Origin of the sequence: Burkholderia sp. F1, assembly GCF_050813845.1 — a bacterium.
In the GTDB taxonomy this organism is placed as follows: Bacteria; Pseudomonadota; Gammaproteobacteria; order Burkholderiales; family Burkholderiaceae; genus Burkholderia; species Burkholderia ubonensis.
The window spans coordinates 2,627,190-2,653,235 of sequence record NZ_CP172421.1 but is presented as its reverse complement, the minus strand read 5'-3'; the positions used below and the strand labels follow the sequence as shown (position 1 = coordinate 2,653,235).

The 26,046-nt window shown below is 67.5% G+C and carries 18 protein-coding genes; 14 read left to right on the top strand and 4 right to left on the bottom strand.

From position 1 onward, the window contains the following. Positions 1–51: 51 nt before the first annotated feature. The 5 genes from ACFIMZ_RS12520 (at position 52) to def (ending at position 8,774) form a co-directional block, all read left to right on the top strand. Positions 52–993 (top strand): DMT family transporter, encoded by a 942-nt coding sequence (locus ACFIMZ_RS12520; protein ID WP_431819794.1) that lies wholly within the window; start codon positions 52–54, stop codon positions 991–993. A gap of 138 nt (positions 994–1,131) precedes the next feature. Further along, positions 1,132–4,644, top strand: a complete 3,513-nt coding sequence (gene smc, locus ACFIMZ_RS12515; protein ID WP_431819793.1) for a chromosome segregation protein SMC — start codon at positions 1,132–1,134, stop codon at positions 4,642–4,644. A gap of 99 nt (positions 4,645–4,743) precedes the next feature. Further along, the gene (locus ACFIMZ_RS12510) at positions 4,744–6,015 is read left to right on the top strand and encodes a cell division protein ZipA C-terminal FtsZ-binding domain-containing protein (RefSeq protein WP_431819792.1); all 1,272 of its coding nucleotides are present in this window, start codon (positions 4,744–4,746) and stop codon (positions 6,013–6,015) included. Positions 6,016–6,171: 156 nt separating this feature from the next. Beyond that, positions 6,172–8,247 (top strand): NAD-dependent DNA ligase LigA, encoded by a 2,076-nt coding sequence (ligA, locus tag ACFIMZ_RS12505; protein WP_431819791.1) that lies wholly within the window; start codon positions 6,172–6,174, stop codon positions 8,245–8,247. Further along, positions 8,244–8,774, top strand: a complete 531-nt coding sequence (gene def / locus ACFIMZ_RS12500; RefSeq protein WP_431819790.1) for a peptide deformylase — start codon at positions 8,244–8,246, stop codon at positions 8,772–8,774. Before ligA ends, def begins: the two co-directional genes overlap by 4 nt. Before the next feature lie 85 nt (positions 8,775–8,859). On the opposite strand, the gene ACFIMZ_RS12495 is transcribed toward def, so the two are convergent. The 4 genes from ACFIMZ_RS12495 to map all read right to left on the bottom strand — a co-directional run bounded on the left by ACFIMZ_RS12495 (position 8,860) and on the right by map (position 15,670). Then, a protein-coding gene (locus tag ACFIMZ_RS12495) for an IS3 family transposase (RefSeq protein WP_431819772.1) occupies positions 8,860–10,241 on the bottom strand; the annotation gives its coding sequence in 2 pieces (ribosomal slippage) (positions 8,860–9,761 and positions 9,761–10,241; 1,383 coding nt in all). A 96-nt stretch (positions 10,242–10,337) separates the two neighbouring features. Continuing rightward, positions 10,338–12,215 carry a pseudouridine synthase gene (locus ACFIMZ_RS12490; RefSeq protein WP_431819789.1) on the bottom strand — a complete coding sequence of 626 codons (1,878 nt, stop codon included), beginning with the start codon at positions 12,213–12,215 and terminating at the stop codon, positions 10,338–10,340. 26 nt (positions 12,216–12,241) lie between these two features. Then, positions 12,242–14,818: a [protein-PII] uridylyltransferase gene (locus ACFIMZ_RS12485; RefSeq protein WP_431819788.1), complete on the bottom strand. Its 2,577-nt coding sequence runs from the start codon at positions 14,816–14,818 to the stop codon at positions 12,242–12,244. Between the two features lie 36 nt (positions 14,819–14,854). Beyond that, on the bottom strand, positions 14,855–15,670 hold the full coding sequence (map, locus tag ACFIMZ_RS12480) for a type I methionyl aminopeptidase (protein ID WP_431819787.1): 816 nt from the start codon (positions 15,668–15,670) through the stop codon (positions 14,855–14,857). 380 nt (positions 15,671–16,050) lie between these two features. Here map and rpsB point away from each other — a divergent pair, with 380 nt between their 5' ends. From rpsB to bamA, 9 genes are all read left to right on the top strand, one after another. Beyond that, on the top strand, positions 16,051–16,794 hold the full coding sequence (gene rpsB / locus ACFIMZ_RS12475; RefSeq protein WP_010092062.1) for a 30S ribosomal protein S2: 744 nt from the start codon (positions 16,051–16,053) through the stop codon (positions 16,792–16,794). A gap of 161 nt (positions 16,795–16,955) precedes the next feature. Further along, a complete protein-coding gene (gene tsf / locus ACFIMZ_RS12470) occupies positions 16,956–17,837 on the top strand; it encodes a translation elongation factor Ts (protein ID WP_431819786.1) in 882 nt (293 codons plus the stop codon). A 157-nt stretch (positions 17,838–17,994) separates the two neighbouring features. Continuing rightward, positions 17,995–18,708, top strand: a complete 714-nt coding sequence (gene pyrH, locus ACFIMZ_RS12465; RefSeq protein WP_431819785.1) for a UMP kinase — start codon at positions 17,995–17,997, stop codon at positions 18,706–18,708. 112 nt (positions 18,709–18,820) lie between these two features. After that, positions 18,821–19,381, top strand: a complete 561-nt coding sequence (frr, locus tag ACFIMZ_RS12460; protein ID WP_010092064.1) for a ribosome recycling factor — start codon at positions 18,821–18,823, stop codon at positions 19,379–19,381. A 48-nt stretch (positions 19,382–19,429) separates the two neighbouring features. Further along, positions 19,430–20,212, top strand: coding sequence for a polyprenyl diphosphate synthase (gene uppS, locus ACFIMZ_RS12455; protein WP_431819784.1), 783 nt, complete (start codon positions 19,430–19,432; stop codon positions 20,210–20,212). Further along, positions 20,206–21,030, top strand: a complete 825-nt coding sequence (locus ACFIMZ_RS12450) for a phosphatidate cytidylyltransferase (protein ID WP_084903772.1) — start codon at positions 20,206–20,208, stop codon at positions 21,028–21,030. The genes uppS and ACFIMZ_RS12450 overlap by 7 nt, the downstream gene beginning before the upstream one ends. 16 nt (positions 21,031–21,046) lie before the next feature. After that, on the top strand, positions 21,047–22,243 hold the full coding sequence (locus ACFIMZ_RS12445) for a 1-deoxy-D-xylulose-5-phosphate reductoisomerase (protein ID WP_431819783.1): 1,197 nt from the start codon (positions 21,047–21,049) through the stop codon (positions 22,241–22,243). Between the two features lie 11 nt (positions 22,244–22,254). Next, positions 22,255–23,628 (top strand): RIP metalloprotease RseP, encoded by a 1,374-nt coding sequence (rseP, locus tag ACFIMZ_RS12440; protein ID WP_431822485.1) that lies wholly within the window; start codon positions 22,255–22,257, stop codon positions 23,626–23,628. Positions 23,629–23,688: 60 nt separating this feature from the next. After that, positions 23,689–25,998 (top strand): outer membrane protein assembly factor BamA, encoded by a 2,310-nt coding sequence (bamA, locus tag ACFIMZ_RS12435; protein ID WP_431819782.1) that lies wholly within the window; start codon positions 23,689–23,691, stop codon positions 25,996–25,998. Positions 25,999–26,046 lie beyond the last annotated feature (48 nt).

Below are 26,046 nucleotides of genomic sequence, written 5' to 3'. Positions count from 1 at the left end.
GGCGGGCGCAAACGCCGGCCGGGCAACGAATAGTGGAAGGGTTTGAGCCAAATGAACAATGCGGTACGCGGCAGCCTGCCGACACTGGCGATCCTGATCGGCGCCTCGGTATGGGGCCTGATCTGGTATCCGTTGCGGATCCTGGCGTCGCTGGGCCTGACGGGCACCGCGGCGAGCGCGCTGACGAGCGTCGTCGCGTTTCTGTTCGTGATCGTCGCACGGCGCCGTGCGATCGCGACGCTGCGCTGGCACTGGGTGCTGCCGGGCATCGCGGTGACGGCCGGGATCACCAACCTCGGCTTCGTGTGGGGCACGATCCACGGCGAGGTGCTGCGCGTGATGCTGCTGTTCTATCTGACCCCCGCATGGACCGCGATCTACGCGCACTTCCTGCTGCGCGAGCGGCTCACCTGGGCGGGCGCGGGGCTTGCCGCGCTGTCGATCGGCGGCGCGATGCTGATGCTGTGGTCGCCGCGGCTCGGCGTGCCGCTGCCGGCCAGCCCGGCCGAATGGGCGGGGCTCGCGGCCGGGCTGAGCTTCGCGATGAGCAACGTGCTGGTCGTCAAGGCGAGCCGCGAGCTGCCGCAGATGCGGGCCGAGATGCGCACCGCGACGCTGTTCGGCGGCGCGGCGGTGTTCGGCGCGATCGCGTCCCTGTTCGAGGGGCTGCCGGCCGTGCCGGCGGGCGGCAATCTGGGCGTGGCGGCGCTGCTGGTCGCGGGCATCGGCGTGACGATGGCGTCCAACAACCTGCTGGTGCAGTACGGGCTCGCGCGCGTGCCGGCGAACCGGGCGTCGATCATCATGCTGTTCGAGATCGTCATCACCGCGCTGTCGGCGTGGGTGTTCGCGAACGAGCTGCCGGGCGCGCGCGAGTGGGCGGGCGGCGCCTGCATCGTGCTCGCGACGCTGCTGTCGAGCCGGGTCCACCGGCCGCGCGCCGCGCAGGACAAACCCGGGAACGGGCGGGACGGCGCACGCGCGATGGTATGATGGGTGCCGTTTGCGGGGCCCGACGCTCGAGAGCGCGGCCCCGTTTTTGAATTCCGAGGCGCGCCGCGCGCAAGGGCCGGCTGGTCCGGCGCGGCGTGTCGTCGTCCGTTTCACACATTCTTCACATCCGATACCGCCGTGCGTCTGAGCTCGATCAAACTCGCTGGCTTCAAATCCTTTGTCGATCCCACGCATTTCCAGGTTCCGGGCCAGCTTGTCGGCGTGGTAGGCCCGAACGGGTGCGGCAAGTCCAACATCATCGACGCCGTGCGCTGGGTGCTCGGCGAGTCGCGCGCGTCCGAGTTGCGCGGCGAGTCGATGCAGGACGTGATCTTCAACGGCTCGACCGCCCGCAAGCCCGGCAGCCGGGCGAGCGTCGAGCTGATCTTCGACAACTCCGACGGCCGCGCGGCCGGGCAGTGGGGCCAGTACGGCGAGATCGCCGTGAAGCGCGTGCTGACGCGCGACGGCACGTCGAGCTACTACATCAACAACCTGCCGGCGCGCCGCCGCGACATCCAGGACATCTTCCTCGGCACCGGCCTCGGCCCGCGCGCGTACGCGATCATCGGGCAGGGCATGATCGCGCGGATCATCGAGGCGAAGCCGGAAGAGCTGCGCGTGTTCCTCGAGGAAGCCGCGGGCGTGTCGAAGTACAAGGAACGCCGCCGCGAGACCGAGAACCGCCTGCACGACACGCGCGAGAACCTGACCCGCGTCGAGGACATCGTCCGCGAGCTCACCGCGAACCTCGAGAAGCTCGAGGCGCAGGCGGTCGTCGCGACCCGCTACAAGGAACTCGTCGCCGATGGCGAGGAAAAGCAGCGCCTGCTGTGGCTGCTGCGCAAGAACGAGGCGGGCGGCGAGCAGCAGAAGCAGCAGCGCGCGATCGAGCAGGCGCAGATCGACCTGGAGGCGCAGACCGCGAAGCTGCGCGAGGTCGAGTCGCAGCTCGAGACGCTGCGCGTCGCGCACTACGCGGCGAGCGACGCGATGCAGGGCGCGCAGGGCTCGCTCTACGAAGCGAACGCCGAAGTCAGCCGGCTCGAGGCCGAGATCAAGTTCATCGTCGAATCGCGCAACCGCGTGCAGGCGCAGATCGCCGCGCTCAACGCGCAGCGCGAGCAGTGGCGCGCGCAGGCCGAGAAGGCGCAGGACGAGCTCGAGGACGCCGAGGAAGCGCGCGCGATCGCCGACGAGAAGGCCGCGCTCGCCGAGGATGACGCCGCGGCGAAGCACGACGCGCTGCCGGCGCTCGAGGCGACCTGGCGCGATGCGCAGGCGCAGCTCAACGACGAGCGCGCGCGGATCGCGCAGACCGAGCAGTCGCTGAAGCTCGAGGCCGCGCACCAGCGCAACGCCGACCAGCAGCTGCAGCAGCTCCAGCAGCGGCAGGAACGCCTGAAGGCGGAAGCGGGCGGCCTCGACGCGCCGGACGAGGCGCAGCTCGAGGAGCTGCGCATGCAGCTGGCCGAACAGGAAGAAATTCTCTCCGACGCGCAGGCGCGGCTCGCCGACGCGCAGGAAACCGTGCCGCGCCTCGACGCCGAGCGCCGTGCCGCGCACGAGCGCGTGCAGGCCGAAAGCGCGCAGATCCATCAGCTCGAGGCGCGCCTCGCCGCGCTCAAGCAGCTGCAGGAGAACGTGCAGACCGAGGGCAAGGTGCAGCCGTGGCTCGACAAGCACGAGCTCGGCACGCTGCCGCGGCTGTGGAAGAAGCTGCATGTTGAACCGGGCTGGGAGACGGCGCTCGAGGCCGTGCTGCGCGAGCGGCTCGCCGCGCTCGAAGTGTCGAATCTCGACTGGGTGAAGGCGTTCGCGACCGACGCGCCGCCCGCGAAGCTCGCGTTCTACGCGCCGCCGCCGGCCGGCGAGCCGCCCGTGGCGGCGGCCGGGCTGCGCCCGGTGCTGTCGCTCGTGCGCATCGACGACGCGGGCATCCGCGCGGTGCTGAACGACTGGCTCGGCAACGTGTACGTCGCCGACGACGTCGCGCAGGCGCTCGCGACGCGCACGCAACTGCCGGCCGGTGGCTCGTTCGTCGTCAAGGCTGGCCATGTCGTCACGCGCGTCGGCGTGCAGCTGTACGCGGCCGATTCGGAACAGGCGGGGATGCTCGCTCGCCAGCAGGAAATCGAGAACCTGACGCGCCAGGTGCGCGCTCAGGCGCTGCTCGCGGACGAAGCGAAGTCGGCCGTGGTGCGCGCGGAAGCCGCGCACACGCAGGCGACGCAGGCGCTGGCCGACGTGCGCGCGCAGGCCGAGCGCGCGACGCAGCGGGTGCACGCGCTGCAGATGGACGTGCTGAAGCTCGCGCAGGCGCACGAGCGCTACACGCAGCGCAGCACGCAGATCCGCGAGGAGCTCGAGGAGATCGGCGCGCAGGTCGAGGAGCAGCGTGCGCTGCGCGTGGAGTCGGAAGCGAATTTCGAGCGTTTCGACGGTGAGCTCGCGGAACTGCAGGCGCGCTTCGAGGACAACCAGCTTGCGTTCGAGTCGCTCGACGAATCGCTGTCGCAGGCGCGCCAGGCGGCGCGCGATCTGGAGCGCGGCGCGAACGACGCGCGCTTCGCCGCGCGCAATGCGGCGACCCGGATCGACGAGCTGAAGCGCAGCATCCAGGTCGCGCACGAGCAGAGCGAGCGCGTCGCCGCGTCGCTGGAAGACGCGCGCGCCGAGCTCGAGACGATCAACGAGCAGACCGCGCATACCGGCCTGCAGGAAGCGCTCGAGATCCGCGCGGTGAAGGAAGAGGCGCTGCAGGCCGCGCGCATCGAGCTCGACGACCTGACCGCGAAGCTGCGCGCGTCGGACGAGGCGCGCCTCGTCGCCGAGCGTTCGCTGCAGCCGCTGCGCGACCGCATCACCGAGCTGCAGTTGAAGGAGCAGGCGGCGCGCCTGTCGGTCGAGCAGTTCGCCGAGCAGCTCGCGACGGCCGAGGTCGACGAGGCCGCGCTGCGCGAGAAGCTGACGCCGGACCTGAAGCCGTCGTACCTGCAGGGCGAGGTCACGCGGATCAACAATGCGATCAACGCGCTCGGCCCCGTGAACATGGCGGCGCTCGACGAGCTGAAGGCCGCGAACGAGCGCAAGGTGTTCCTCGACGCGCAATCGGCTGACCTGAACGACGCGATCACGACCCTCGAGGACGCGATCCACAAGATCGACCAGGAAACCCGCACGCTGCTGCAGGGAACCTTCGACGAAGTCAATCGTCACTTCAGCGACCTGTTCCCGCGCCTGTTCGGCGGCGGCCAGGCGAAGCTGATCATGACGGGCGACGAGATCCTCGACGCCGGCGTGCAGGTGATGGCGCAGCCGCCCGGCAAGAAGAACGCGACGATCCACCTGCTGTCCGGCGGCGAGAAGGCGCTGACCGCGACCGCGCTGGTGTTCGCGATGTTCCAGCTGAACCCGGCCCCGTTCTGTCTGCTGGACGAGGTCGACGCACCGCTCGACGACGCGAACACCGAGCGTTTCGCGAACCTCGTGCGCGCGATGTCGGACAAGACGCAGTTCCTCTTCATCTCGCACAACAAGATCGCGATGGAGATGGCGCAGCAGCTGATCGGCGTGACGATGCAGGAGCAGGGCGTGTCGCGGATCGTCGCGGTGGACATGGAAACCGCCGCGGGTTTTGCCCAGAATTGACGTTTACGAACCGGGTTCGCGGGCGTGCGGCACCGAGCCGCCCGGCGCAACGGCGCCCCGCTTGCGAGCCCAACGAAAAAGAATTGTGATGGAGCGTGCATGGACGAGTTGACACTCGGTTTGATCGGCGCAGGCGCGGTCGTGGTAGGCGGCGTCTTGGTCTACAACGCGTGGCAGGGCGCGAAGGTGCGGCGCAAGATGCCGCGTCCGATGCCACAGGAGACGGCGGACGCGATGCACCGCCCGGAGCGCGACGACGAGCTGCCGTTCATCGAGCCCGTGCGCCAGCCGGCGCGCCGCGAATCGGCGGCGCCGGACGCCGAGTCCGCGACGGGCGTGGCGGACGCGTCGGCCGAGGCCGCACGCGTCGAGCCGACGTTCGGCGGGGCCACCTTAGGCGGTGCGGCGCCTGCCGACATGCCGGCGGACCTGCAGGCCGAGGCGACGTCGGTCGACCTGCCGGTCGCCGAGACGGCCGACGAAAGCCGCGCGAGCGAGCCGGTGGAGCCGGTCGAGCCGGTGCTGCCGGCCGCGACGACGATCTCCGCGGCGCCGCCCGCGGTCGTCGATCGCCGGATCGACTGCATCGTGCCGATCCGCCTTGCGTCGCCGCTGCCGGGCGACAAGATCCTGCCGGTTGCGCAGCGCCTGCGCCGCGCGGGCAGCAAGCCGGTGCACATCGAAGGCAAGCCGGAAGGCGGGAACTGGGAGCTGCTGCAGAACGGCGTGCGCTACGAGGAGCTGCGCGCGGCCGCGCAGCTTGCGAACCGCGGCGGCCCGCTGAACGAGCTGGAGTTCTCGGAATTCGTGACGGGCGTCCAGCAGTTCGCCGACGCGATCGACGGCGCGCCCGAATTCCCGGACATGATGGAGACGGTGTCGATGGCGCGCGAGCTCGACGGCTTCGCCGCGCAATGCGACGCGCAGTTGTCGATCAACGTGATGTCGGACGGCGCGCCGTGGTCGGCCAACTACGTGCAGGCGGTGGCGTCGCAGGACGGGCTGCTGCTGTCGCGCGACGGCACCCGCTTCGTCAAGCTCGACGCGAAGCAGAATCCGGTGTTCATGCTGCAGTTCGGCGATACCAATTTCCTGCGCGACGACCTGACCTACAAGGGCGGCAACATGATCACGCTGGTGCTCGACGTGCCGGTCGCGGAAGAGGACATCCTGCCGTTCCGGCTGATGTGCGACTACGCGAAGTCGCTGTCCGAGCGGATCGGCGCGCGGGTGGTCGACGACCAGCGCAGGCCGCTGCCGGAATCGACGCTGCTCGCGATCGAGCAGCAGCTGATGAAGCTGTACGCGAAACTGGAAGAGGCGGGTATTCCGGCCGGTTCGCCGGTGACGCGGCGGTTGTTCAGTCAGTAACGCGAACCACCGGTCGCGGCGCGTGATCCGCGCGCCGCGCCCCCGCTGCCGGCGGCCGTCGGCAGCATCGCGCGCCACGCTGTTTCCGGCCCCCGGCGCGGCGCCAAACTGAGATAATCTGGCATTCGATTGTCTCAGAAAGAATCTGCCGCCAGCATGGCCCGAACCCAAGCCGAACCGCCAGCCAGCCAGCCCGACGCGCGTGCCGCGTGGCTGCGCGACCAACTCGAGCGGGCGAACCACGCCTATTACGTGCTCGACCAGCCGGACCTGCCCGACGCCGAATACGACCGACTGTTTCTCGAACTGCAACAGCTCGAGGCGGATCACCCCGAACTCGTGACGCCCGACTCGCCGACGCAGCGCGTTGGCGGCGAGGCCGCGGGCGGCTTCACGCCGGTCGTCCACGACGCGCCGATGCTGTCGCTGAACAACGGCTTCGAGGATGAGGACATCGCCGCGTTCGACAAGCGTATCGCCGACGCGCTCGACAAGGCCGTCGATCTCGCCGGGTCGGTGACCGACCCTGTCGAATACGCGTGCGAGCTGAAATTCGACGGTCTTGCAATCTCGCTGCGCTACGAAAACGGCACGTTCGTGCAGGCGTCGACGCGCGGCGACGGGACGACCGGCGAGGACGTGACGCAGAACGTCCGCACGATCCGCTCGCTGCCGCTGAAGCTGAAGGGCAAGAATCTGCCGGCCGTGCTCGACGTGCGCGGCGAGGTGCTGATGTTCAAGCGCGATTTCGCGCGCCTGAACGAACGCCAGCGCGCGGCCGAGCAGCGCGAATTCGCGAACCCGCGCAACGCGGCGGCCGGCAGCCTGCGCCAGCTCGATCCGAAGATCACCGCGCAGCGCCCGCTGTCGTTCTTCGCGTACGGGATCGGCGTGCTCGACGGCGCGCCGATGCCCGACACGCACAGCGCGCTGCTCGACTGGTACGAGACGCTCGGCCTGCCGGTGAATCGCGAGCGCGCGGTCGTGCGCGGCGCGGACGGGCTGCTCGGGTTCTTCCGCAAGATCGGCGAGCAGCGCGAGTCGTTGCCGTACGACATCGACGGCGTCGTCTACAAGGTGAATCGCCGCGATGAACAGGAGCGGCTCGGCTTCGTGTCGCGCGCGCCGCGCTTCGCGCTCGCGCACAAGTTCCCGGCGCAGGAAGCGCTGACGACGCTCGTCGCGATCGACGTGCAGGTCGGCCGCACCGGTGCGATCACGCCGGTCGCGCGGCTCGAGCCGGTGTTCGTCGGCGGCGCGACCGTGACCAACGCGACGCTGCACAACGAGGACGAGGTGCGCCGCAAGGACATCCGCATCGGCGACACGGTGATCGTGCGGCGTGCGGGCGACGTGATTCCGGAAGTGGTCGGCGCGGTGCTCGACCGGCGGCCGGACCCCGCACCTGAGTTCGTGATGCCGACCGCGTGCCCGGTGTGCGGCTCGCGCATCGAGCGGTTGCCGGACGAGGCGATCGCCCGCTGCACGGGCGGCCTGTTCTGCCCGGCGCAGCGCAAGCAGGCGCTGTGGCACTTCGCGCAGCGGCGCGCGCTCGACATCGACGGACTCGGCGAGAAGATCATCGACCAGCTGGTCGAGCAGAACCTCGTGCGCACGCCGGCCGACCTGTTCAACCTCGGCTTCGCGACGCTCGCGGAACTCGACCGGTTCGCGGAGAAGTCCGCGCAGAACCTGCTCGATTCGCTCGAGAAGGCCAAGCACACGACGCTGGCACGCTTCATCTACGGGCTCGGCATCCGCCACGTCGGCGAATCGACCGCGAAGGATCTCGCGAAGCATTTCGGCTCGCTGACCCCGATCATGGATGCGACGCTCGAGGAACTGCTCGAAGTCAACGACGTCGGGCCGATCGTCGCCGAGTCGATCCACCAGTTCTTCGCGGAGGACCACAACCGCACGGTGATCGAGCAGCTGCGCGCGCCGGGCAAGGTCACGTGGCCCGAAGGGCCGCCCGCGCCGAAGGCGCCGCAGGGCGTGCTGGCCGGCAAGACCGTCGTGCTGACGGGCACGCTGCCGAACCTCACGCGCGATGCGGCGAAGGAGATGCTCGAGGCCGCCGGCGCGAAGGTCGCCGGTTCGGTGTCGAAGAAGACGGATTATGTCGTCGCGGGCGCGGAGGCGGGCAGCAAGCTCGCGAAGGCCGAGGAACTCGGCATCCCCGTGCTGGACGAAGACGGATTACACCAACTTCTGGAGGGCCACGCGCCATGATTCGCGAGATTCTGAAGATGGGCGATCCCCGCCTGCTCGAGATCGCCCAGCCGGTCGAGCGCTTCGACACGCCGGCGCTGCACGAACTGGTCGCGGACATGTTCGAGACCATGCATCACGCGAACGGCGCGGGGCTGGCCGCGCCGCAGATCGGCGTCGGCCTGCAGGTCATCATCTTCGGCTTCGGCAACAACAACCGCTACCCGGAAGCGCCGCCCGTGCCCGAGACCGTGCTGATCAACCCGAAGGTCGAGTTCATGCCGCCGGACATGGAGGAGGGCTGGGAAGGCTGCCTGTCGGTGCCGGGCATGCGCGGCGTCGTCAGCCGTTACGCGAAGATCCGCTACAGCGGCTTCGACCAGTTCGGCGCGAAGATCGACCGTGTCGCCGAAGGGTTTCACGCGCGGGTCGTCCAGCATGAATACGATCACCTGATCGGCAAGCTGTACCCGATGCGGATCACCGACTTCACGCGCTTCGGGTTTACCGAAGTGCTGTTTCCGGGGCTCGACGCGACGGACGACTGACGCGGGATGGGCGGGCGCAATCGTGCGTCACGCAGGCCGGAAAAAAAGCCCGCGCAAGTGAACTGAACCCCGGAAGTTGGACGGTTCAAGAATGCTGGGCCAAGAAGGGCTGAGTTCTGTACTGCACAGGACTCAGCCCTTTTAGTTTCAGCCGGATACGTTCGTGGTTGTAGTAATGGATGTACTGCTGGATCCCAGCCTGTAGCTGTTCAACGCTGTCGAACTCGTTCAAGTGGAAGAACTCTGCCTTGAGCGTACCAAAGAAGCTTTCCATCGCGGCATTGTCCAGGCAGTTGCCCTTGCGCGACATGCTCTGGCGAATCGCCCGCTGATCCAGCAGTCTTCGATAGGCAGCCATCTGGTACTGCCATCCTTGATCGGAATGCAGCAGAGGGCGCTCGCCTTGCCCGAGACGGGAGAACGCTTTGCTCAGCATGCTTCCAACCAGATCGAAGGTCGGCTGGACAGCACTCTGCCAGGCAATGATCTCCCCGTTATACAGATCCATCACCGGCGACAGGTATAGCTTGCGGCCTTTCACGTTGAATTCGGTGACATCCGTGACCCACTTCTCGTTAGGTCGCTGCGCCTTGAATTGCCGGTTGAGCAGGTTCGGGGCAACACGGCCTACCGTTCCTCGATAGGAGCGGTACTTCTTCGGCCGCACCAGCGACTTCAAGCCGAGCTGAACCATCAAGCGCCGAACCAGTTTGTGATTGATCTGTTCTCCAGCCTGTCGGACTACCGCCGTGATACGCCGATAGCCATACCGGCCCCGGTGGGACTCGTAGATCGCACGGATGCGTTGCTTGAGCCCGGCGTAACGATCTCCGGCTTGAAGCGCTTTCTGCTGGTAGTAAAAAGTACTGCGCGCCAATCCCGCTACGTCCAGCAGGATGGCCAATGCATGGTCTTGCCTCAATTCGAGCACTACTTGCGCTTTGCGCGTCGTGTCTGACGTTGCTCCGCCCGAATCAAGGCATCGAGTTTTTTTAGATAGGCCACCTCCGCGCGCAGGTATTCGTTCTCCTTGAGCAATTGCTCGCGGGTACGGGTATCCGATTCGGCGTCCGACGGCGTAGGTTCGGTAGGCGGTAAAGTCGACATCTTGTTGGGGCGGCGCCCCTTGGGGCGCGGTAACAGGGCTGGGAAACCGCCGTCATGATACTGGCGTTCCCAACGGGCAAGTGCTCCAGGATCTCGGATACCCAGTATCGCCTGCATCTGCGTACGGGACAGATTCTCTCGCTGCATACGCTCCAGCGCCTCACGCTTGAATTGCGCGCTGTACTCGCTGTGACCCTTGCGGCGCAGCCCATCAATACCGTGCAGTTTGTACTCCGCAACCCACTGCCGCGCCAAGGTTCGGCCCACCCCATGGGCCTGGGCCAAGGCTCTGAAGCCTATCCCTCCCGCCAAATACTGCTTCACTACTTTGAGCTTTAATCGCTCGTCGTGCTTCAACATGAAAAAAACCCAAGGGTCGGATCTATGTCCAACTCCTGGGGTTCAGTTCACAAGCGGGCTTTTTCGTGACGTGCGCAAACGCGCCGCGTATTGCCGTCAGAACGTCTCGTCGGCCGACAGGTAGCGCCATTGCCCCTGCGGCAGCGCGCCGAGCATCACGCGGCCCATGCGCACGCGCTTGAGGCCGATCACCTCGAGGCCGACCAGTTCGCACATGCGGCGGATCTGGCGCTTCTTGCCTTCGCGCAGCACGAAACGCAGCTGCTCGCCGTTCTGCCAGCTCACCATCGCGGGCTTCAGCGCGACGCCGTCGAGCTCGAGGCCGTGGCGCAGCTTCGCGAGCGATTCCGCCGGGAAGTGCTGGTCGATGTCGATCAGGCGCTCGCCAAAGCGCACGCGCACGAGGTATTCCTTGTCGATGTCCGACTGCTCGCCGATCAGCTGCTTCGCGATCCGGCCATTCTGCGTCAGCACGAGCAGGCCGGTCGAATCGATGTCGAGCCGGCCTGCCGGCGCGAGCGAGTGCAGATGCTGCGGCGAGAAGCGCAGCGCCGAGCGGTCGCCGCTCCAGTGGTTCTCGCGCGTGATCAGCACGGTCGCGGGCTCGTAGCCGTCTTCCGCCTGGCCCGACACATAGCCGACCGGCTTGTGCAGCAGGATCGTCACCTGCGCCGCTTGTGCCGCGCTGGCGCGTTCGTCGATCTCGATGCGCTGGTCGGCGCGCACCTTGGTGCCGAGCGTGTCGATGCGTTCGCCGTCGACCAGCACCCAGCCTTTCTCGATCCATTCGTCGGCTTCGCGGCGCGAGCACAGGCCCAGTTCGGACATCCGCTTCGACAGGCGCATCAGGCCGGTCTCGTCGCCGCGGTCCACGTCGGCTGCCCGGTGCTTCACCGGTTGCGCGGCCTTGAAGCGCGCGCCGGACGACGGCCGCTCTGCAGCGCCGCGCTTGGCGGGGGCGTTCGGGCCGCGGGCGGCGCGATCGCCGTCGCGCGGCGCGCGGGCCGGACGTTCGGACGACGTGCGGCGTTCGCCGAAGCTGCGCTTTGCGCCTTCGCCGCCTGTTGCGTCGCGATAGGGGCGCTTGCCGCCTTCGGCGCCGGCGCTCGCTCGGCGGGGCCGCGCATCGTCGTCGCCGCGGCGGGCCGGACGTGCGTCGGGTTTGCCCCGGCTGAACTTGCCGTCGGCGCTGCGGCGCTCGCTCGCGGGTCTCGCATCCGCGCCCCGATATGGGCGGGTATCGCCGCGCACGGCGGGCTTGCCTTCTGCGCTGCGATACGGGCGGTCCTCGCCGGAGCGGCGCTCGCCGCGCTCGGTGCGGCCCGTGGGCTTCGCGTCGGCACTGCGATACGGGCGGTCGTCGCCGGAGCGGCGCTCGCCGCGCTCGGTGCGGCCCGTGGGCTTCGCGTCTGCGCTGCGATACGGGCGGCCTTCGCCGGAGCGGCGCTCGCCGCGCTCGGTGCGGCCCGTGGATTTCGCGTCGGCGCTGCGATACGGACGGTCTTCGCCGGCGCGGCGCTCACCGCGCTCGGTACGGCCCGCGGGTTTTGCATCCGCGCTGCGATACGGGCGCGATGGGCGCGATTCGCCGCGCTCGCCTCGCGCACCCGGCTTGCCTTCCGCGTTGCGATACGGGCGGTTTTCGCCGGGGCGGCCCGCGCCGCGTTGTTCGGTGCGGCCGGTGGGTTTCGCATCGCCGCCGCGATAGCTCCGCTCGGCGCCGCCGTCACGCGGCGGACGTTTCGCCGGTGCGCGATCCGCGCCCGGACGGTCCGCGCCACTGGCGGCGCGCGGCTTGAACGCACGCTCGCCGGCGGCCGCCGGCGCGGGCGCCTTCTTCGGGCGGGCCGGCTTGGCTGCCGCATCCGGTGCAGCGGCGCGCACCGGCTTGCGGGCGACGAGGCTGCCGGAGCGGACGGGTGCGCGGGTCGGCGACGCCGGCCGCGGATTCTTGACGGTCAATTTGGTGCGCATAAACGCTGGGATACTTTCAGACTGTTTCAGACTGCGATCGCGCGCAGCAACTCGGTTTCCACCTGAATCTGCAGACGGTTGCCGGACAGGCCGGCGCCGTCGAGCAGGAAGATGTCCTCGACGCGTTCGCCGAGCGTATTGATCCGCGCCGCGTGGACGCCGACCCGGTGCTCGGCCAGCACGCGCGCGATCGAATAGAGAAGGCCCGGCCGGTCGTTGGCGGACACGGACAGGATGTAGTACTGGCCGCGCTCGTCGGCCCGCAGGTCGACGCGCGGCGTGATCGGAAACGTCCGCGACAGCCGCGACAGCCGGCCCTTGGACGGTTCCGGCAGCGGCGCGGCCTCGGCGAGGCGCGTCGCCAGCTGCTGCTCGACGAGGTTCGCGATGTCGCGGTACTGCACGTCGTGCTCGGTCTGCGTGACGATGAAGTTGTCGAGCGCATAGCCGTGCCGCGTCGTGCTGACGCGCGCGTCGAGCACCGACAGCCCGTTGCGGTCGAAGTACGCGCAGATGCCCGCGAACAGGTCCGCGCGGTCCTTCACGTAGACGAGCACCTGCAGCGCATCGCCGACGGGCGACGGCCGCGCGCGCACGATCGCGGTCTCGGCGTTCACGTGCCGGTACAGCACGCGGGTCTGCCATGCGATGTCGGCGGCGTCGTGGCGCAGGAAGAAGCCGATGTCGAGCTGGTCCCACAGCGCGCGGTGCGCATCGGTGGGCACGGTCTCGAGGCGCAGCAGCGCGAGCGCCTCTTCCTGGCGCGACTTCAGTTCGGAATGCGTGTCGGGCTGCGCGCCGCCGAGCACCGCGAGCGCCGCGCGGTACAGGTCTTCGAGCAGCTTGCCCTTCCACGTGTTCCAGACCTTCGGGCTGGTGCCGCGGATGTCGGCGACGGTCAGCAGGTAGAGTGCCGTCAGCCGGCGCTCGCTGCCGACGAGATCGGCGAAGCGCTTGATGACTTCCGGATCGCTCGTGTCCTGCTTCTGCGCGACCTGGCTCATCGTCAGGTGATGCTGGACCAGCCAGACGATCAGCGCGGCGTCGTCGCCGGCGACGCCGTGCTCGCGGCAGAAGCGCCGCGCGTCGGCCATCCCGAGCGTCGAGTGATCGCCGCCGCGGCCCTTCGCGATGTCGTGGAACAGCGCCGCGATATACAGCACCCACGGCCGCTCGAAGTTGCCGATCAGCTGGCTGCAGAACGGATATTCGTGCGCATGCTCGGCGACCGCGAAGCGGCGGATGTTGCGCAGCACCATCAGGATGTGCTGGTCGACCGTGTACACGTGATACAGGTCGTGCTGCATCTGGCCGACGATGCGGCGGAAATTCAGCAGATAGCGGCCGAGCACGCTCGTCTGGTTCATCAGCCGGAACGCGTGCGTGATGCCTTCGGGCTGCTGCAGGATCTGCATGAACGTCCGGCGGTTCTGCGGATCGCGCCGCCACGCGTTGTTCATGATCTCGCGCGAGTTGTACAGCGCCCGCAGCGTGCGCGCGGACAGGCCCTTCACGCCGCGCGTCGTCTCGTAGAGCAGGAACGCCTCGAGGATCGCGTCCGGATGGCGCTCGAACACGTCGTCGTCGACGATCTCGAGCATCCCCTGCTTTTCGACGAAGCGGTCGGGAGACAGCACGCGCGTGATGCCGCTCGTCGCGGGAAAGAGCTGCGCCTCGATGTTCTGGATCAGGATCGTCGCGAGCTGCGTGACGGCCTTCGCGGCCCAGTAGTAGCGGCGCATCAGCTGCTCGCTCGCGCGCTTCGCGGGCGTCGGCCGGTAGCCGAAGCTTTCGGCCGCCTGGGTCTGCAGGTCGAACACGAGCATGTCCTGGCGGCGCCCGGCGATCACGTGCAGCCGCGCGCGCAGCGTCTTCAGGAAACCCTCGTTGCGGCGCAGCTCGCGCGCTTCGCGCTCGGTGATGAGGCCGCGCGTGTCGAGCTCGCGCCAGCTGCTGCCGAAGCCGGCCGCGCGCGCGATCCACAGGATCGTCTGCAGGTCGCGCAGCCCGCCCGGACTTTCCTTCACGTTCGGCTCGAGGCTGTACGGCGTGTCCTGGCTCTTCGCGTGGCGCTGGCGCATCTCGAGCACCTTTGCGGTGAAGAACGCGCGCGCGTCGAGCGCCTCGTGGTAGCGCACCGTGAAGCGCTCGAACAGCGCGGTGCTGCCGACGATGCGGCGCGCTTCCAGCAGCGAGGTCTGCACCGTGACGTCTTGCGACGCCTCTTCGATGCATTGCGCGACCGTGCGCACGCTGCTGCCGATCTCGAGGCCGAGATCCCAGGCCATGCCGATGAAACGCTCGATCCGGGCGTCGAGTTCGGCGGCGTGCCCGTCGGGCAGCAGCACGAGGATGTCGACGTCGGAATAGGGGGCCAGCTCGCCGCGTCCGTAGCCGCCGACCGCGACTAGCGCGAGCGTCGCGGGCAGCCCGCAGTCGTCCCAGACGCGCTTGAGCGCATCGTCGGTGGCCTTCGACAGCGCGTGCATCAGCGATGCGACGTTGGTCGCGCTGCGAAAGCGCGCGAGCAGGTCGGCCTTCGCGGCCTTGAATTCGGCGCGCCGCGAGAGCGCTTCGGTCGAGGGGGCGGCGTGAGCGCTCATGGGCGGCGGGTCGGAAGCGGGCGGGCGCGGACGCGCTCAGGCCGCCGGGGTCGAATGGACGAAGACGGGGCGTTCGGGCGAGCCGGCGGACACGGTCAGCACGTCGTAGCCGGTCTCGGTGACGAGCACGGTGTGCTCCCACTGCGCGGACAGGCTGCGGTCGCGCGTCTTGACCGTCCACTGGTCGGGCATCGTGCGGATGTCGCGCTTGCCGGCGTTGATCATCGGCTCGATCGTGAAGATCATGCCCGGCTTCAGCTCGACGCCGGTGCCCGGACGGCCGTAGTGGACGACCTGCGGATCCTCGTGGAACACCGTGCCGATGCCGTGGCCGCAGTACTCGCGCACGACGCTGTAGCCCTGCGCTTCCGCGTGCTTCTGGATCGCGTGGCCGATGTCGCCGAGGTGCGCGCCCGGCTTGACCTGGTCGATGCCGAGCCACATGCACTCGTAGGTGGTCTGCACGAGGCGCTTCGCGAGGATCGAGCCCTCGCCGACGATGAACATCCGGCTCGTGTCGCCGAAGTAGCCTTCCTTGATCACGGTGACGTCGATGTTCAGCGCGTCGCCGTTCTTGAGCACCTTGTCGCCCGGGATGCCGTGGCAGATCACGTCGTTGACGGAAATGCAGCACGACGCCGGGTAGGGCGGGTAGCCGGGCGGCTGGTAGTTCAGCGTCGCGGGAACCGTGCCCTGCACGTCGACCATGTAGTTGTGGCAGAGGCGGTCGAGTTCGGCGGTCGTGATGCCTGCGACGACGTGCGGGGTGAGGTAGTCGAGCACTTCGCTCGCCAGACGGCAGGCGACGCGCATCTGCGCGATATCGTGTTCGTTTTTGAGCGTAATAGCCATCGAGGTGTGCCTGGAAAGCGGTGAATTGGCGGATTATCGCACCTTATGCCGGGCGTCGCAGCCCCGGCGCCCGCGCGGATGCGGGTTTTTGCGGATTGCCGCGGGCACCGCCACCGGCCCGGCAAAGTGTCAGGCGACTTGAGGGCGGACGGCTCGGCGTGCTATACTCTTTGGCTAAGTCGACACTCAAATGCCATGCATGCCCCAGCCTGGGGCGGCGTTTGCGGTGAAAGGCTTGCGGCACGGGCATCTTTTTTGCGCGTGCCGAATCGCAAGCCGGCGCAACCAGGGTGCCGGCCGCGCGGAGCGGAAAGCCTTCGGGCCCGTTCGCGCGGCGGTACGGCGGCCGGCTTAAGACCCAACCCTCGTGGAGAATTTACATGGCAGTTACGATGCGCCAAATGCTGGAAGCGGGTGTCCACTTCGGTCACCAGACGCGCTTCTGGAACCCGAAGATGGCACCGTTCATTTTCGGTCACCGCAACAAGATTCACATCATCAACCTCGAAAAGACGTTGCCGATGTTCAACGACGCGCAGAAGTACGTGCGTCAGCTGGCGGCAAACCGCGGCACGATCCTGTTCGTCGGCACGAAGCGCCAGTCGCGCGACACGATCGCGCAGGAAGCGCAGCGCGCAGGCATGCCGTACGTCAACGCACGCTGGCTCGGCGGCATGATGACCAACTTCAAGACGCTGAAGGTTTCGATCAAGCGCCTGAAGGACATGGAAGCGGCAGTCGAGGCGGGCGAGCTCGAGAAGATGAGCAAGAAGGAAGCGCTGCTGTTCGAGCGTGAAATCGCCAAGCTGCAGAAGTCGATCGGCGGCGTGAAGGACATGGGCGGCATTCCGGACGCGATCTTCGTCGTCGACGTCGGCTACCACAAGATTGCCGTCACCGAAGCGAACAAGCTGGGCGTGCCGGTCATCGCCGTGGTCGATACGAACCACTCGCCGGAAGGCGTGGACTACGTGATCCCGGGTAACGACGACTCGAGCAAGGCAGTCGCGCTGTACGCGGAAGGCGTGGCCGACGCGATCCTCGAAGGCCGTGCGAACGCGGTCAACGAAGTGGTCCAGGCAGTGCGCGGCGGCGACGACGAGTACGTCGAGGAAAACGCGTAACTGGCCCCGAGCCGGCGCAAAAAGGGGGCTCTCAACAGGCCCCCTTTTTTTAGCTTGTGCGCCGGACCTGATCGCGCCGAATCGGCGCGGGTCCGGAAATGAATCTCGGCCGTTCGCGTCCAAGCGGGCGGCGTTGTGAATACAGACTCAAGGAGCGAATGATGGCGGCAATTACCGCAAGCATGGTGGCAGAACTGCGCGCAAAGACCGACGCACCGATGATGGAGTGCAAGAAGGCGCTGACGGAAGCCGACGGCGACCTGGCCAAGGCTGAAGAGCTGCTGCGCGTCAAGCTCGGCAACAAGGCGAGCAAGGCGGCATCGCGCGTGACGGCAGAAGGCGTCGTCGCATCGTTCGTCGGCGGCAATGCCGGCGCGCTCGTCGAGCTGAACTGCGAAACCGACTTCGTCGCGAAGAACGACGACTTCCTCGCGTTCTCGAAGACCGTCGCTGAACTCGTCGCGACGCAGAACCCGGTCGACGTGGCCGCGCTGTCGGCGCTGCCGCTCGACGGCTCGACGGTCGACGCAGTGCGTCTGGCGCTGATCGGCAAGATCGGCGAGAACGTGTCGATCCGCCGTTTCGTCCGTTTCGAAACCGCGAACCAGATCGCGACCTACCTGCACGGCGCGCGCATCGGCGTGATCGTCGAGTACACGGGCGCAGAAGAGCAGGTCGGCAAGGACGTCGCGATGCACATCGCGGCGATGAAGCCGGTCGCGCTGTCGTCGGCTGACGTGCCGGCCGAGCTGATCGAGACGGAGCGTCGCGTGGCCGAGCAGAAGGCTGCGGAATCGGGCAAGCCGGCCGAGATCGTCGCGAAGATGGTCGACGGCAGCGTCCAGAAGTACCTGAAGGAAGTGTCGCTGCTGAACCAGACGTTCGTGAAGAACGACAAGCAGACGATCGAGCAGATGCTGAAGGCAGCGAATGCCGCAGTGCAGAAGTTCGCGCTGTTCGTCGTCGGCGAAGGCATCGAGAAGCGTCAGGACGACTTCGCCGCCGAAGTGGCCGCGCAAGTCGCAGCAGCAAAGCAGCAGTAAGCAGTCCGGCAGTACCCGCGGCGGGCGTCCGCTCCGCCGCGGCCGGCGGCGTCGCCGGGCCGGCCGGAAGGTCCGGTCTGGCCGGCGGCGCTTGCCCGAATCAGTATTTCGCCCCTACAGTTCGTGGTTGTCATCCTCTCGTCGCTCGGAAGCCCCTATGCCCAATGCCTATAAACGCGTCCTCCTCAAACTTTCCGGCGAAGCGCTGATGGGCGACGATGCCTTCGGCATCAATCGCGCTACGATTGAACGGATGGTGGCCGATATCGCCGAAGTCGTGCGTCTCGGCACGCAGCTCGCGGTGGTGATCGGCGGCGGTAATATTTTCCGTGGCGTCGCGGGCGGCGCGGCCGGCATGGACCGCGCGACGGCGGACTATATGGGGATGCTGGCGACGATGATGAACGCACTGGCGCTGCAGGACGCGATGCGCCACGCCGGCATCGAGGCGCGCGTGCAGTCCGCGCTGCGGATGGATCAGGTCGTCGAGCCGTACATCCGCCCGCGTGCGATCCGTCAGCTCGAGGAGGGCCGCGTCGTGATCTTTGCTGCCGGCACCGGCAACCCGTTCTTCACGACCGACACGGCCGCCGCGCTGCGCGGCTCGGAAGTGGGCGCCGAGGTGGTGCTGAAGGCGACGAAGGTCGACGGCGTGTATTCCGCCGATCCGAAGAAGGATCCGTCCGCCACCCGCTACACGACGATCAGCTTCGACGAGGCGATCAGCCGCAACCTGCAGGTGATGGACGCGACCGCGTTTGCGCTGTGCCGCGACCAGAAGCTGCCGATTCGCGTGTTTTCGATCAACAAGCCGGGTGCGCTCAAGCGCATCGTGCTGGGCGAGGACGAGGGTACGCTCGTCCACGTGTAAACTCCCGCGGATGCGGGCGACTGGCCGGGCGACCGGCTGGGGTGCCCGCGCGGCGCCGCTGCGCACGCGACGAGTCCGCGTTCATTGAAGATTTGAAGGTTCGGAGGTTGAAATGAGTGTCGCTGATGTCAAGAAGGGCGTGGAGCAGAAGATGCAGCGCTCGATCGAAGCGTTCAAGAACGATCTGGCGAAGATCCGCACGGGCCGTGCGCACACGGGCCTGCTCGATCACGTGCAGGTCGACTACTACGGCTCGATGGTGCCGATTTCGCAGGTGGCCAACCTGACGCTCGTCGACGCACGCACGATCGGCGTGCAGCCATGGGAAAAGAACATGGTCGCGAAGGTCGAGAAGGCGATCCGCGAAGCCGACCTGGGCCTGAACCCGGCGACGTCCGGCGACCTGATCCGCGTGCCGATGCCGCCGCTGACGGAAGAGCGCCGCCGCGAGCTGACGAAGGTCGTCAAGAGCGAAGGCGAGACCGCGAAGGTCGCGATCCGCAACCTGCGCCGCGACGCGAACGAGCAGCTGAAGAAGCTGGTCAAGGACAAGGAAATCTCGGAAGACGACGAGCGCCGCGCGGGCGACGACGTGCAGAAGCTGACCGACAAGCACGTGACCGAAATCGACAAGCTCGTGCAGAGCAAGGAAGCGGAGATCATGACGGTCTGACCGTCGTTCTCGCGTACCGCCTCTTCCCGCATTACTGTCTCAACGGCCATGACTTATACCAGCTCTACCGTTCGCGTGCCTGACGTCGGCGCCGTGCCGCGTCACATCGCGATCATCATGGACGGCAATGGCCGTTGGGCGACCGAGCGCCGCCTGCCCCGCGTCGCGGGGCATACGCGCGGCGTCGACGCGGTGCGGGCGGTGGTCGAGGGCTGCGCGCGCGTCGGCGTCGAATACCTGACGCTGTTCGCGTTCAGCTCGGAGAACTGGCGGCGGCCGACCGACGAAGTGTCGTTCCTGATGCGGCTGTTCATCACCGCGCTGGAGCGCGAGGTCGGCAAGCTGCATGCGAACGGGATCCGCCTGCGCGTCGTCGGCGATCTCGATCGCTTCGAGCCGCGGATCCAGGCGCTGATCCGCCGCGCCGAAACCAAGACGGCGCGCAATACGCGCCTCACGCTCACCATCGCCGCGAACTACGGCGGCCGGTGGGACATCCTGCAGGCGACCCGCAAGCTCGTCGAGCAGGCCGCGCGCGAGGGCCGCGAGGTGGAAGTCAGCGAAGACAGCTTCGCGCCCCACCTGGCGATGGCCTATGCGCCGGAGCCCGACCTGTTCATCCGCACCGGCGGCGAACAGCGCATCAGCAACTTCCTGCTGTGGCAGCTCGCGTACACCGAATTCTATTTCACCGACAAATTCTGGCCGGACTTCGACGGCGCGGCGCTGACCGAGGCGCTGGCGTCGTACACCGACCGCGAGCGCCGCTTCGGTCGCACGAGCGCGCAGCTCGAGCCGCAATCCCAGAACGCCGATTCCCTTTCATGCTGAAAACCCGTGTGATCACGGCGGTCGTGCTGCTGGCGGTGCTGCTGCCGGTGACCTTGTTCGCGCCGTTGAGCGCGTTCGGCGCGCTGATCGGCGTCGTGCTCGTGTTCGCCGCCTGGGAATGGGCGCGCCTGCTGAAGCTCGGCGGCGCCGGCCCGGTCGTCTACGCGATCGTCGCGGCGCTGGCGCTGCTGGCGACCACGCGCCTCGGCATCGGCACCTCTTCATCCCGCCCCCTTTTTGCGGCGGCCGGCGTGTTCTGGCTGCTGGTCGGCCCGTTCGCGCTGCGGCGCAAGCCCGTGCTCGCCGAGGGCGTGTGGCGGCCGTTCCTGCTCGCGGCCGGCCTCGTGATCTTCACCGCCTGCTGGCACGCGCTCGTCGCGGCGCGCGCGCAGGGCGTGCCGTTCGTGCTGTCGCTGCTGCTCGTCGTCTGGCTGGCCGACATCGGCGCATATTTCGCGGGCAAGGCCTTCGGGAAGCGTAAACTGGCGGTCACGATCAGCCCCGGGAAGAGCTGGGAAGGGGCGGTGGGCGGCTGGCTCGCCGTGATGGTCGTCGCGAGCGTCGCGATGGCCGCGCACCTGTTCGAGCCGACCCTTTTTTCTGCCTTTGCCGCGCAGTTCGGCGGACCGGGCGCCTGGGCGGCGCTGACGCTGCTCGTCGCGTACAGCGTGATCGGCGACCTGTTCGAGTCGCTGCTGAAGCGCCAGGCCGGCGTGAAGGATTCGAGCGGCCTGCTGCCGGGGCACGGCGGCGTGCTCGACCGCGTCGACGCGCTGCTGCCCGTGCTGCCGCTCGCGATGCTGCTGTTTCACGGTTAACCCCTACACTTCAGTTATGCAAAAACGCCTGACATTGCTCGGTTCGACGGGCTCGATCGGAGACAGTACGCTCGACGTGGTCGCGCGCCATCCGGAGCGCTTCTCGGTTTATGCGCTGACCGCGCATCGCAACGGCGACAAGCTGGTCGCCCAGTGCCTGCGCTTTGCGCCCGAGGTCGCGGTGGTCGGCGACGCGCAGACGGCCGCGCACGTCGAAGCGCAGTTGCGCGCGGCCGGCAGCAAGACCCAGGTCGCCTACGGGCCGCAGGCGCTCGTCGACGTGTCGAAGAGCGACCAGTGCGACACGGTGGTCGCGGCGATCGTCGGTGCGGCGGGCCTCGCGCCGAGCCTCGCGGCCGCGCGCGCCGGCAAGCGCATCCTGCTCGCGAACAAGGAGTCGCTCGTGATGTCGGGCGCGATCTTCATGGACGCGGTGCGCGACCATGGCGCGATCCTGCTGCCGGTCGACAGCGAGCACAACGCGATCTTCCAGTGCATGCCGCGCGACGCGGCCGAGCACGGCGGAATCGCGAAGATCATCCTGACAGCGTCGGGCGGCCCGTTCCGCACGCGCGAACCGGCAACGCTCGTCGACGTGACGCCCGACGAGGCGTGCAAGCACCCGAACTGGGTGATGGGCCGGAAGATCTCGGTCGATTCCGCGACGATGATGAACAAGGGCCTCGAAGTGATCGAGGCGCACTGGATCTTCGGGCTGCCGGGCGACCGGATCGACGTGCTGATCCATCCGCAGAGCGTGATCCATTCGCTCGTGTCGTACCGCGACGGCTCGGTGCTCGCGCAGCTCGGCAACCCCGACATGCGCACGCCGATCGCGCATGCGCTTGCCTATCCGGACCGCGTCGACGCGGGCGTCGAGCAGCTCGACCTCGCGCAGATCGCGCAGCTGTCGTTCGAGAAGCCCGACTACGCGCGCTTCCCGTGCCTCGCGCTCGCGCTGAAGGCGCTGGCGGAAGGCGGCATCGCGAGCGCCGCGTTGAACGCGGCGAACGAAGTCGCGGTCGAAGCGTTTCTCGAGCGCCGGATCGGCTTCATGGCGATCGCGGCGACGGTCGACGCGGTGCTCAACGCGCTGCCGAACCGCATGCCGAACGGGCTCGACGACGTCCTGGCGGCGGATGCCGAGGCACGCCGCCTCGCCGCCGAGATCATTGCAAAAGCGCCTGCGCCACGCGTGGAGCGCACTGCCTGAATGAGGTGCTCATGAACGTGCTGGTCGAACTGATCGCGTTTGCGGTGGCGATCGGGGTGCTGGTTGTCGTGCATGAGTACGGTCATTATCGCGTCGCGCGCTGGTGCGGCGTGAAGGTGCTCCGCTTCTCGATCGGCTTCGGCCAGCCGGTTGCGCGCTGGGTCAGCAAGAAGACCGGCACCGAATGGACGCTGTCCGCGCTGCCGCTCGGCGGCTACGTGAAGATGCTCGACGAACGCGAACCGGGTCCCGGCGTGAAGCCGGAGGAACTCGGCCAGGCGTTCAACCGCCAGTCGGTCGGCAAGCGCATCGCGATCGTCGCCGCGGGGCCGATTGCCAACTTCCTGTTGGCAATCCTGCTGTTTTCGGTCGTTTTTGCATCCGGCGTGACCGAGCCCGCGGCGATCATCGCGCCGCCGGCGGCCGGCACGGTGGCGGCCCGCGCGGGTTTCGACGGCCACGAGACGATCGTGTCGATCCGCGACGCGCGCGCAGGCGACGCGCAGCCGGTGCGCTCGTGGCCGGATTTGCGCTGGAAGCTCCTCGCGGCGGCGTTCGATCACCGGGAGGTCGTGCTCGGCGCGCGCGACGGCGGTGCTTCGACGTTCGATTTTCGCGTCGATTTGCGCAATATCGCGGAAGGCGACATCGACGATGATTTCATGGCGCGGCTGGGCTTCGAGACGGGCGGCGGCACGCTGTCGGTCGCCTCGGTCCAGCCGGGCAGCGCGGCGCAGAAGGCGGGACTGAAGAACGGCGACAAGCTGCTTGCGCTCGACGGCGAGCGGATCGGCGGCGCGTCGCGCTTCATCGACGCGATCAAGCACCATGCGGGCAAGGCGCTGGCGCTGAAGATCGAGCGCGGCGGCGTCGCGCAGACGGTCACGATCGTGCCGCAGGCGCAGCCGGACGACGAAACCGGGCGCCAGGTCGGTCGCATCGGCGCGGCGCTGTCGATGCAGACGCCGGGCGTCGACGTGCGCTACGGGCCGATCGACAGCCTGAAGCTGGGCGCGCGCCGCACGTGGGACATCGCGGTGTACTCGCTGCGGATGTTCGGGCGGATGATTACCGGGGACGCTTCGCTGAAAAACCTGTCGGGCCCGGTGACGATCGCCGACTACGCGGGCAAGAGCGCGCGGCTGGGTCCGTCGGCGTTCCTGTCGTTCCTCGCCCTTGTCAGCATTAGCCTTGGCGTACTGAACTTGTTGCCGATTCCCGTTTTGGACGGGGGGCATCTGTTATATTATCTGGTTGAAGCCGCGACCGGGAAAGCCGTTTCGGAACGCTGGCAACTGATTCTGCAAAGAGCCGGGTTGATCTGCATCGTCGCATTGTCGGCGATCGCGCTGTTCAACGATCTGGCTCGGTTAATCCATTTTTGAAGCGTCAGGCGGCGGCCGCGGGCAGCCGCCTGATTTGATGCAGCTAAATATTGGGGATGCATGTTGTTCAAACCTCATCGCTTTGTACCTAAGACAATGGCAGCGGCGGCGCTCGCCGCGCACGGACTCGCGGCGCATGCAGCCGCACCGTTCGTGGTGCAAGACATCAAGATCGAGGGCTTGCAGCGCGTCGAACCGGGCTCCGTGTTTGCGTACCTGCCGATCAAGCAAGGCGATACCTTCACGGACGACAAGGCATCCGAAGCAATTCGCGCGCTGTACGCGACGGGCTTTTTCAACGACGTGCGCATCGCCACCCAGGGCAACGTCGTGATCGTGCAGGTTCAGGAGCGTCCGGCGATTGCGTCGATCGACTTCACCGGCACGAAGGAATTCGACAAGGACAACCTGTCGAAGGCGCTGCGCGCCGTCGGCCTCGCGGACGGTCGCTACTACGACAAGGCGCTCGTCGACAAGGCGGAGCAGGAGCTCAAGCGCCAGTACCTGACGCGCGGCTTCTACGCAGCCGAGGTCAAGACCACGGTCACGCCGGTCGACGCGAACCGCGTGTCGATCCTGTTCGCGGTCGCGGAAGGCCCGAGCGCGAAGATCCGCCAGATCAACTTCATCGGCAACAAGGCGTTCAAGACGAGCACGCTGCGCGACGAGATGCAGCTGTCGACGCCGAACTGGTTCTCCTGGTACACGAAGAACGACCTGTACTCGAAGGAAAAGCTGACCGGCGACCTCGAGGCGGTGCGCTCGTACTACCTGAACCGCGGCTACCTCGAGTTCAACATCGAGTCGACCCAGGTGTCGATCTCGCCGGACAAGAAGGACATGTACCTGACGGTCACGCTGCATGAAGGCGAGCCGTACACGGTGTCGGGCATCAAGCTCGCGGGCAACCTGCTCGACCGCGAGGCCGAGCTGAACAAGCTGATCAAGATCAAGCCGGGCGACCGTTTCTCGGCCGAGAAGCTGCAGCAGACGACGAAGGCGATCGTCGACAAGCTCGGCGAATACGGCTACGCGTTCGCGGCCGTCAACGCACAGCCGGACATCGACCAGGCGAACCACAAGGTGAACCTGACGCTCGTCGTCGATCCGAGCCGCCGCGTGTACGTGCGCCGCATCAACATCGTCGGCAACACGCGCACCCGCGACGAGGTCGTGCGCCGCGAAATGCGCCAGCTCGAGAGCTCGTGGTTCGACTCGAGCCGCCTCGCGCTGTCGAAGGACCGCGTGAACCGTCTCGGCTACTTCACCGATGTCGACGTGGCGACGGTGCCGGTCGAAGGCACGAACGACCAGGTCGACGTGAACGTGAAGGTCGCGGAGAAGCCGACCGGCGCGATCACGCTCGGCGCGGGCTTCTCGTCGACGGACAAGGTCGTGCTGTCGGCGGGCGTGTCGCAGGACAACGTGTTCGGCTCGGGCACGAGTCTCGCGGTGAACGTCAACACCGCGAAGAGCTACCGGACGCTGACCGTCACGCAGGTCGACCCGTACTTCACGGTCGACGGCATCAAGCGGATCACGGACGTCTACTACCGCACGTACCAGCCGCTCTACTATTCGACGAACTCGAGCTTCAAAATCGTCAGCGCGGGCGGCAACCTGAAGTTCGGCATCCCGTTCTCGGAAGTCGACACCGTGTACTTCGGCGCGGGCTTCGAGCAGAACCGCCTCGACGTCGATTCGAACACGCCGCAGAGCTACCAGGACTACGTCCACGAGTTCGGCCGCGTGTCGAACACGGTGCCGCTGACGGTCGCGTGGTCGCGCGACGCGCGCGACAGCGCGCTGATCCCGAGCCGCGGCTACTTCACGCAGGCGAACCTCGAATACGGCGTGCCGGTCGGCAAGATCCAGTACTACAAGGCGGACCTGCAGGCGCAGTACTACTATTCGTTCTCCCGCGGCTTCATCCTGGGCATGAACCTGCAGGGCGGCTACGGCAACGGCATCGGCAACCCGTACCCGATCTTCAAGAACTACTACGCGGGCGGTATCGGCTCCGTGCGCGGCTACGAGCCGAGCTCGCTGGGCCCGCGCGACTCGAAGACGAACGACCCGATCGGCGGCTCGAAGATGGTCGTCGGCAACATCGAGCTGACGTTCCCGCTGCCGGGCACCGGCTACGACCGCACGCTGCGCGTATTCACGTTCGTCGACGGCGGCAACGTCTGGGGCAACGCGCCGGGCGGCAACAGCACGGGCGCGAACGGCCTGCGTTACGGCTACGGCGTCGGCCTCGCGTGGATCTCGCCGATCGGGCCGCTCAAGCTGAGCCTCGGCTTCCCGATTCAGAAGCACGAAGGCGACAAGTACCAAAAATTCCAGTTCCAGATCGGGACGGCGTTCTGATCGAACGCTCATGACAACAGCAACGAGAGGGTAATTTTGCTAACCGGT

Coding starts and splice junctions, on each gene's coding strand:
- ACFIMZ_RS12520 (WP_431819794.1), top strand. CDS start 52: ATGAACAATGCGGTACGCGGCAGCCTGCCGACACTGGCGATCCTGATC.
- ACFIMZ_RS12510 (WP_431819792.1), top strand. CDS start 4,744: ATGGACGAGTTGACACTCGGTTTGATCGGCGCAGGCGCGGTCGTGGTA.
- ligA (WP_431819791.1), top strand. CDS start 6,172: ATGGCCCGAACCCAAGCCGAACCGCCAGCCAGCCAGCCCGACGCGCGT.
- def (WP_431819790.1), top strand. CDS start 8,244: ATGATTCGCGAGATTCTGAAGATGGGCGATCCCCGCCTGCTCGAGATC.
- ACFIMZ_RS12490 (WP_431819789.1), bottom strand. CDS start 12,215: ATGCGCACCAAATTGACCGTCAAGAATCCGCGGCCGGCGTCGCCGACC.
- ACFIMZ_RS12485 (WP_431819788.1), bottom strand. CDS start 14,818: ATGAGCGCTCACGCCGCCCCCTCGACCGAAGCGCTCTCGCGGCGCGCC.
- map (WP_431819787.1), bottom strand. CDS start 15,670: ATGGCTATTACGCTCAAAAACGAACACGATATCGCGCAGATGCGCGTC.
- rpsB (WP_010092062.1), top strand. CDS start 16,051: ATGGCAGTTACGATGCGCCAAATGCTGGAAGCGGGTGTCCACTTCGGT.
- tsf (WP_431819786.1), top strand. CDS start 16,956: ATGGCGGCAATTACCGCAAGCATGGTGGCAGAACTGCGCGCAAAGACC.
- pyrH (WP_431819785.1), top strand. CDS start 17,995: ATGCCCAATGCCTATAAACGCGTCCTCCTCAAACTTTCCGGCGAAGCG.
- frr (WP_010092064.1), top strand. CDS start 18,821: ATGAGTGTCGCTGATGTCAAGAAGGGCGTGGAGCAGAAGATGCAGCGC.
- uppS (WP_431819784.1), top strand. CDS start 19,430: ATGACTTATACCAGCTCTACCGTTCGCGTGCCTGACGTCGGCGCCGTG.
- ACFIMZ_RS12450 (WP_084903772.1), top strand. CDS start 20,206: ATGCTGAAAACCCGTGTGATCACGGCGGTCGTGCTGCTGGCGGTGCTG.
- ACFIMZ_RS12445 (WP_431819783.1), top strand. CDS start 21,047: ATGCAAAAACGCCTGACATTGCTCGGTTCGACGGGCTCGATCGGAGAC.
- rseP (WP_431822485.1), top strand. CDS start 22,255: ATGAACGTGCTGGTCGAACTGATCGCGTTTGCGGTGGCGATCGGGGTG.
- bamA (WP_431819782.1), top strand. CDS start 23,689: ATGTTGTTCAAACCTCATCGCTTTGTACCTAAGACAATGGCAGCGGCG.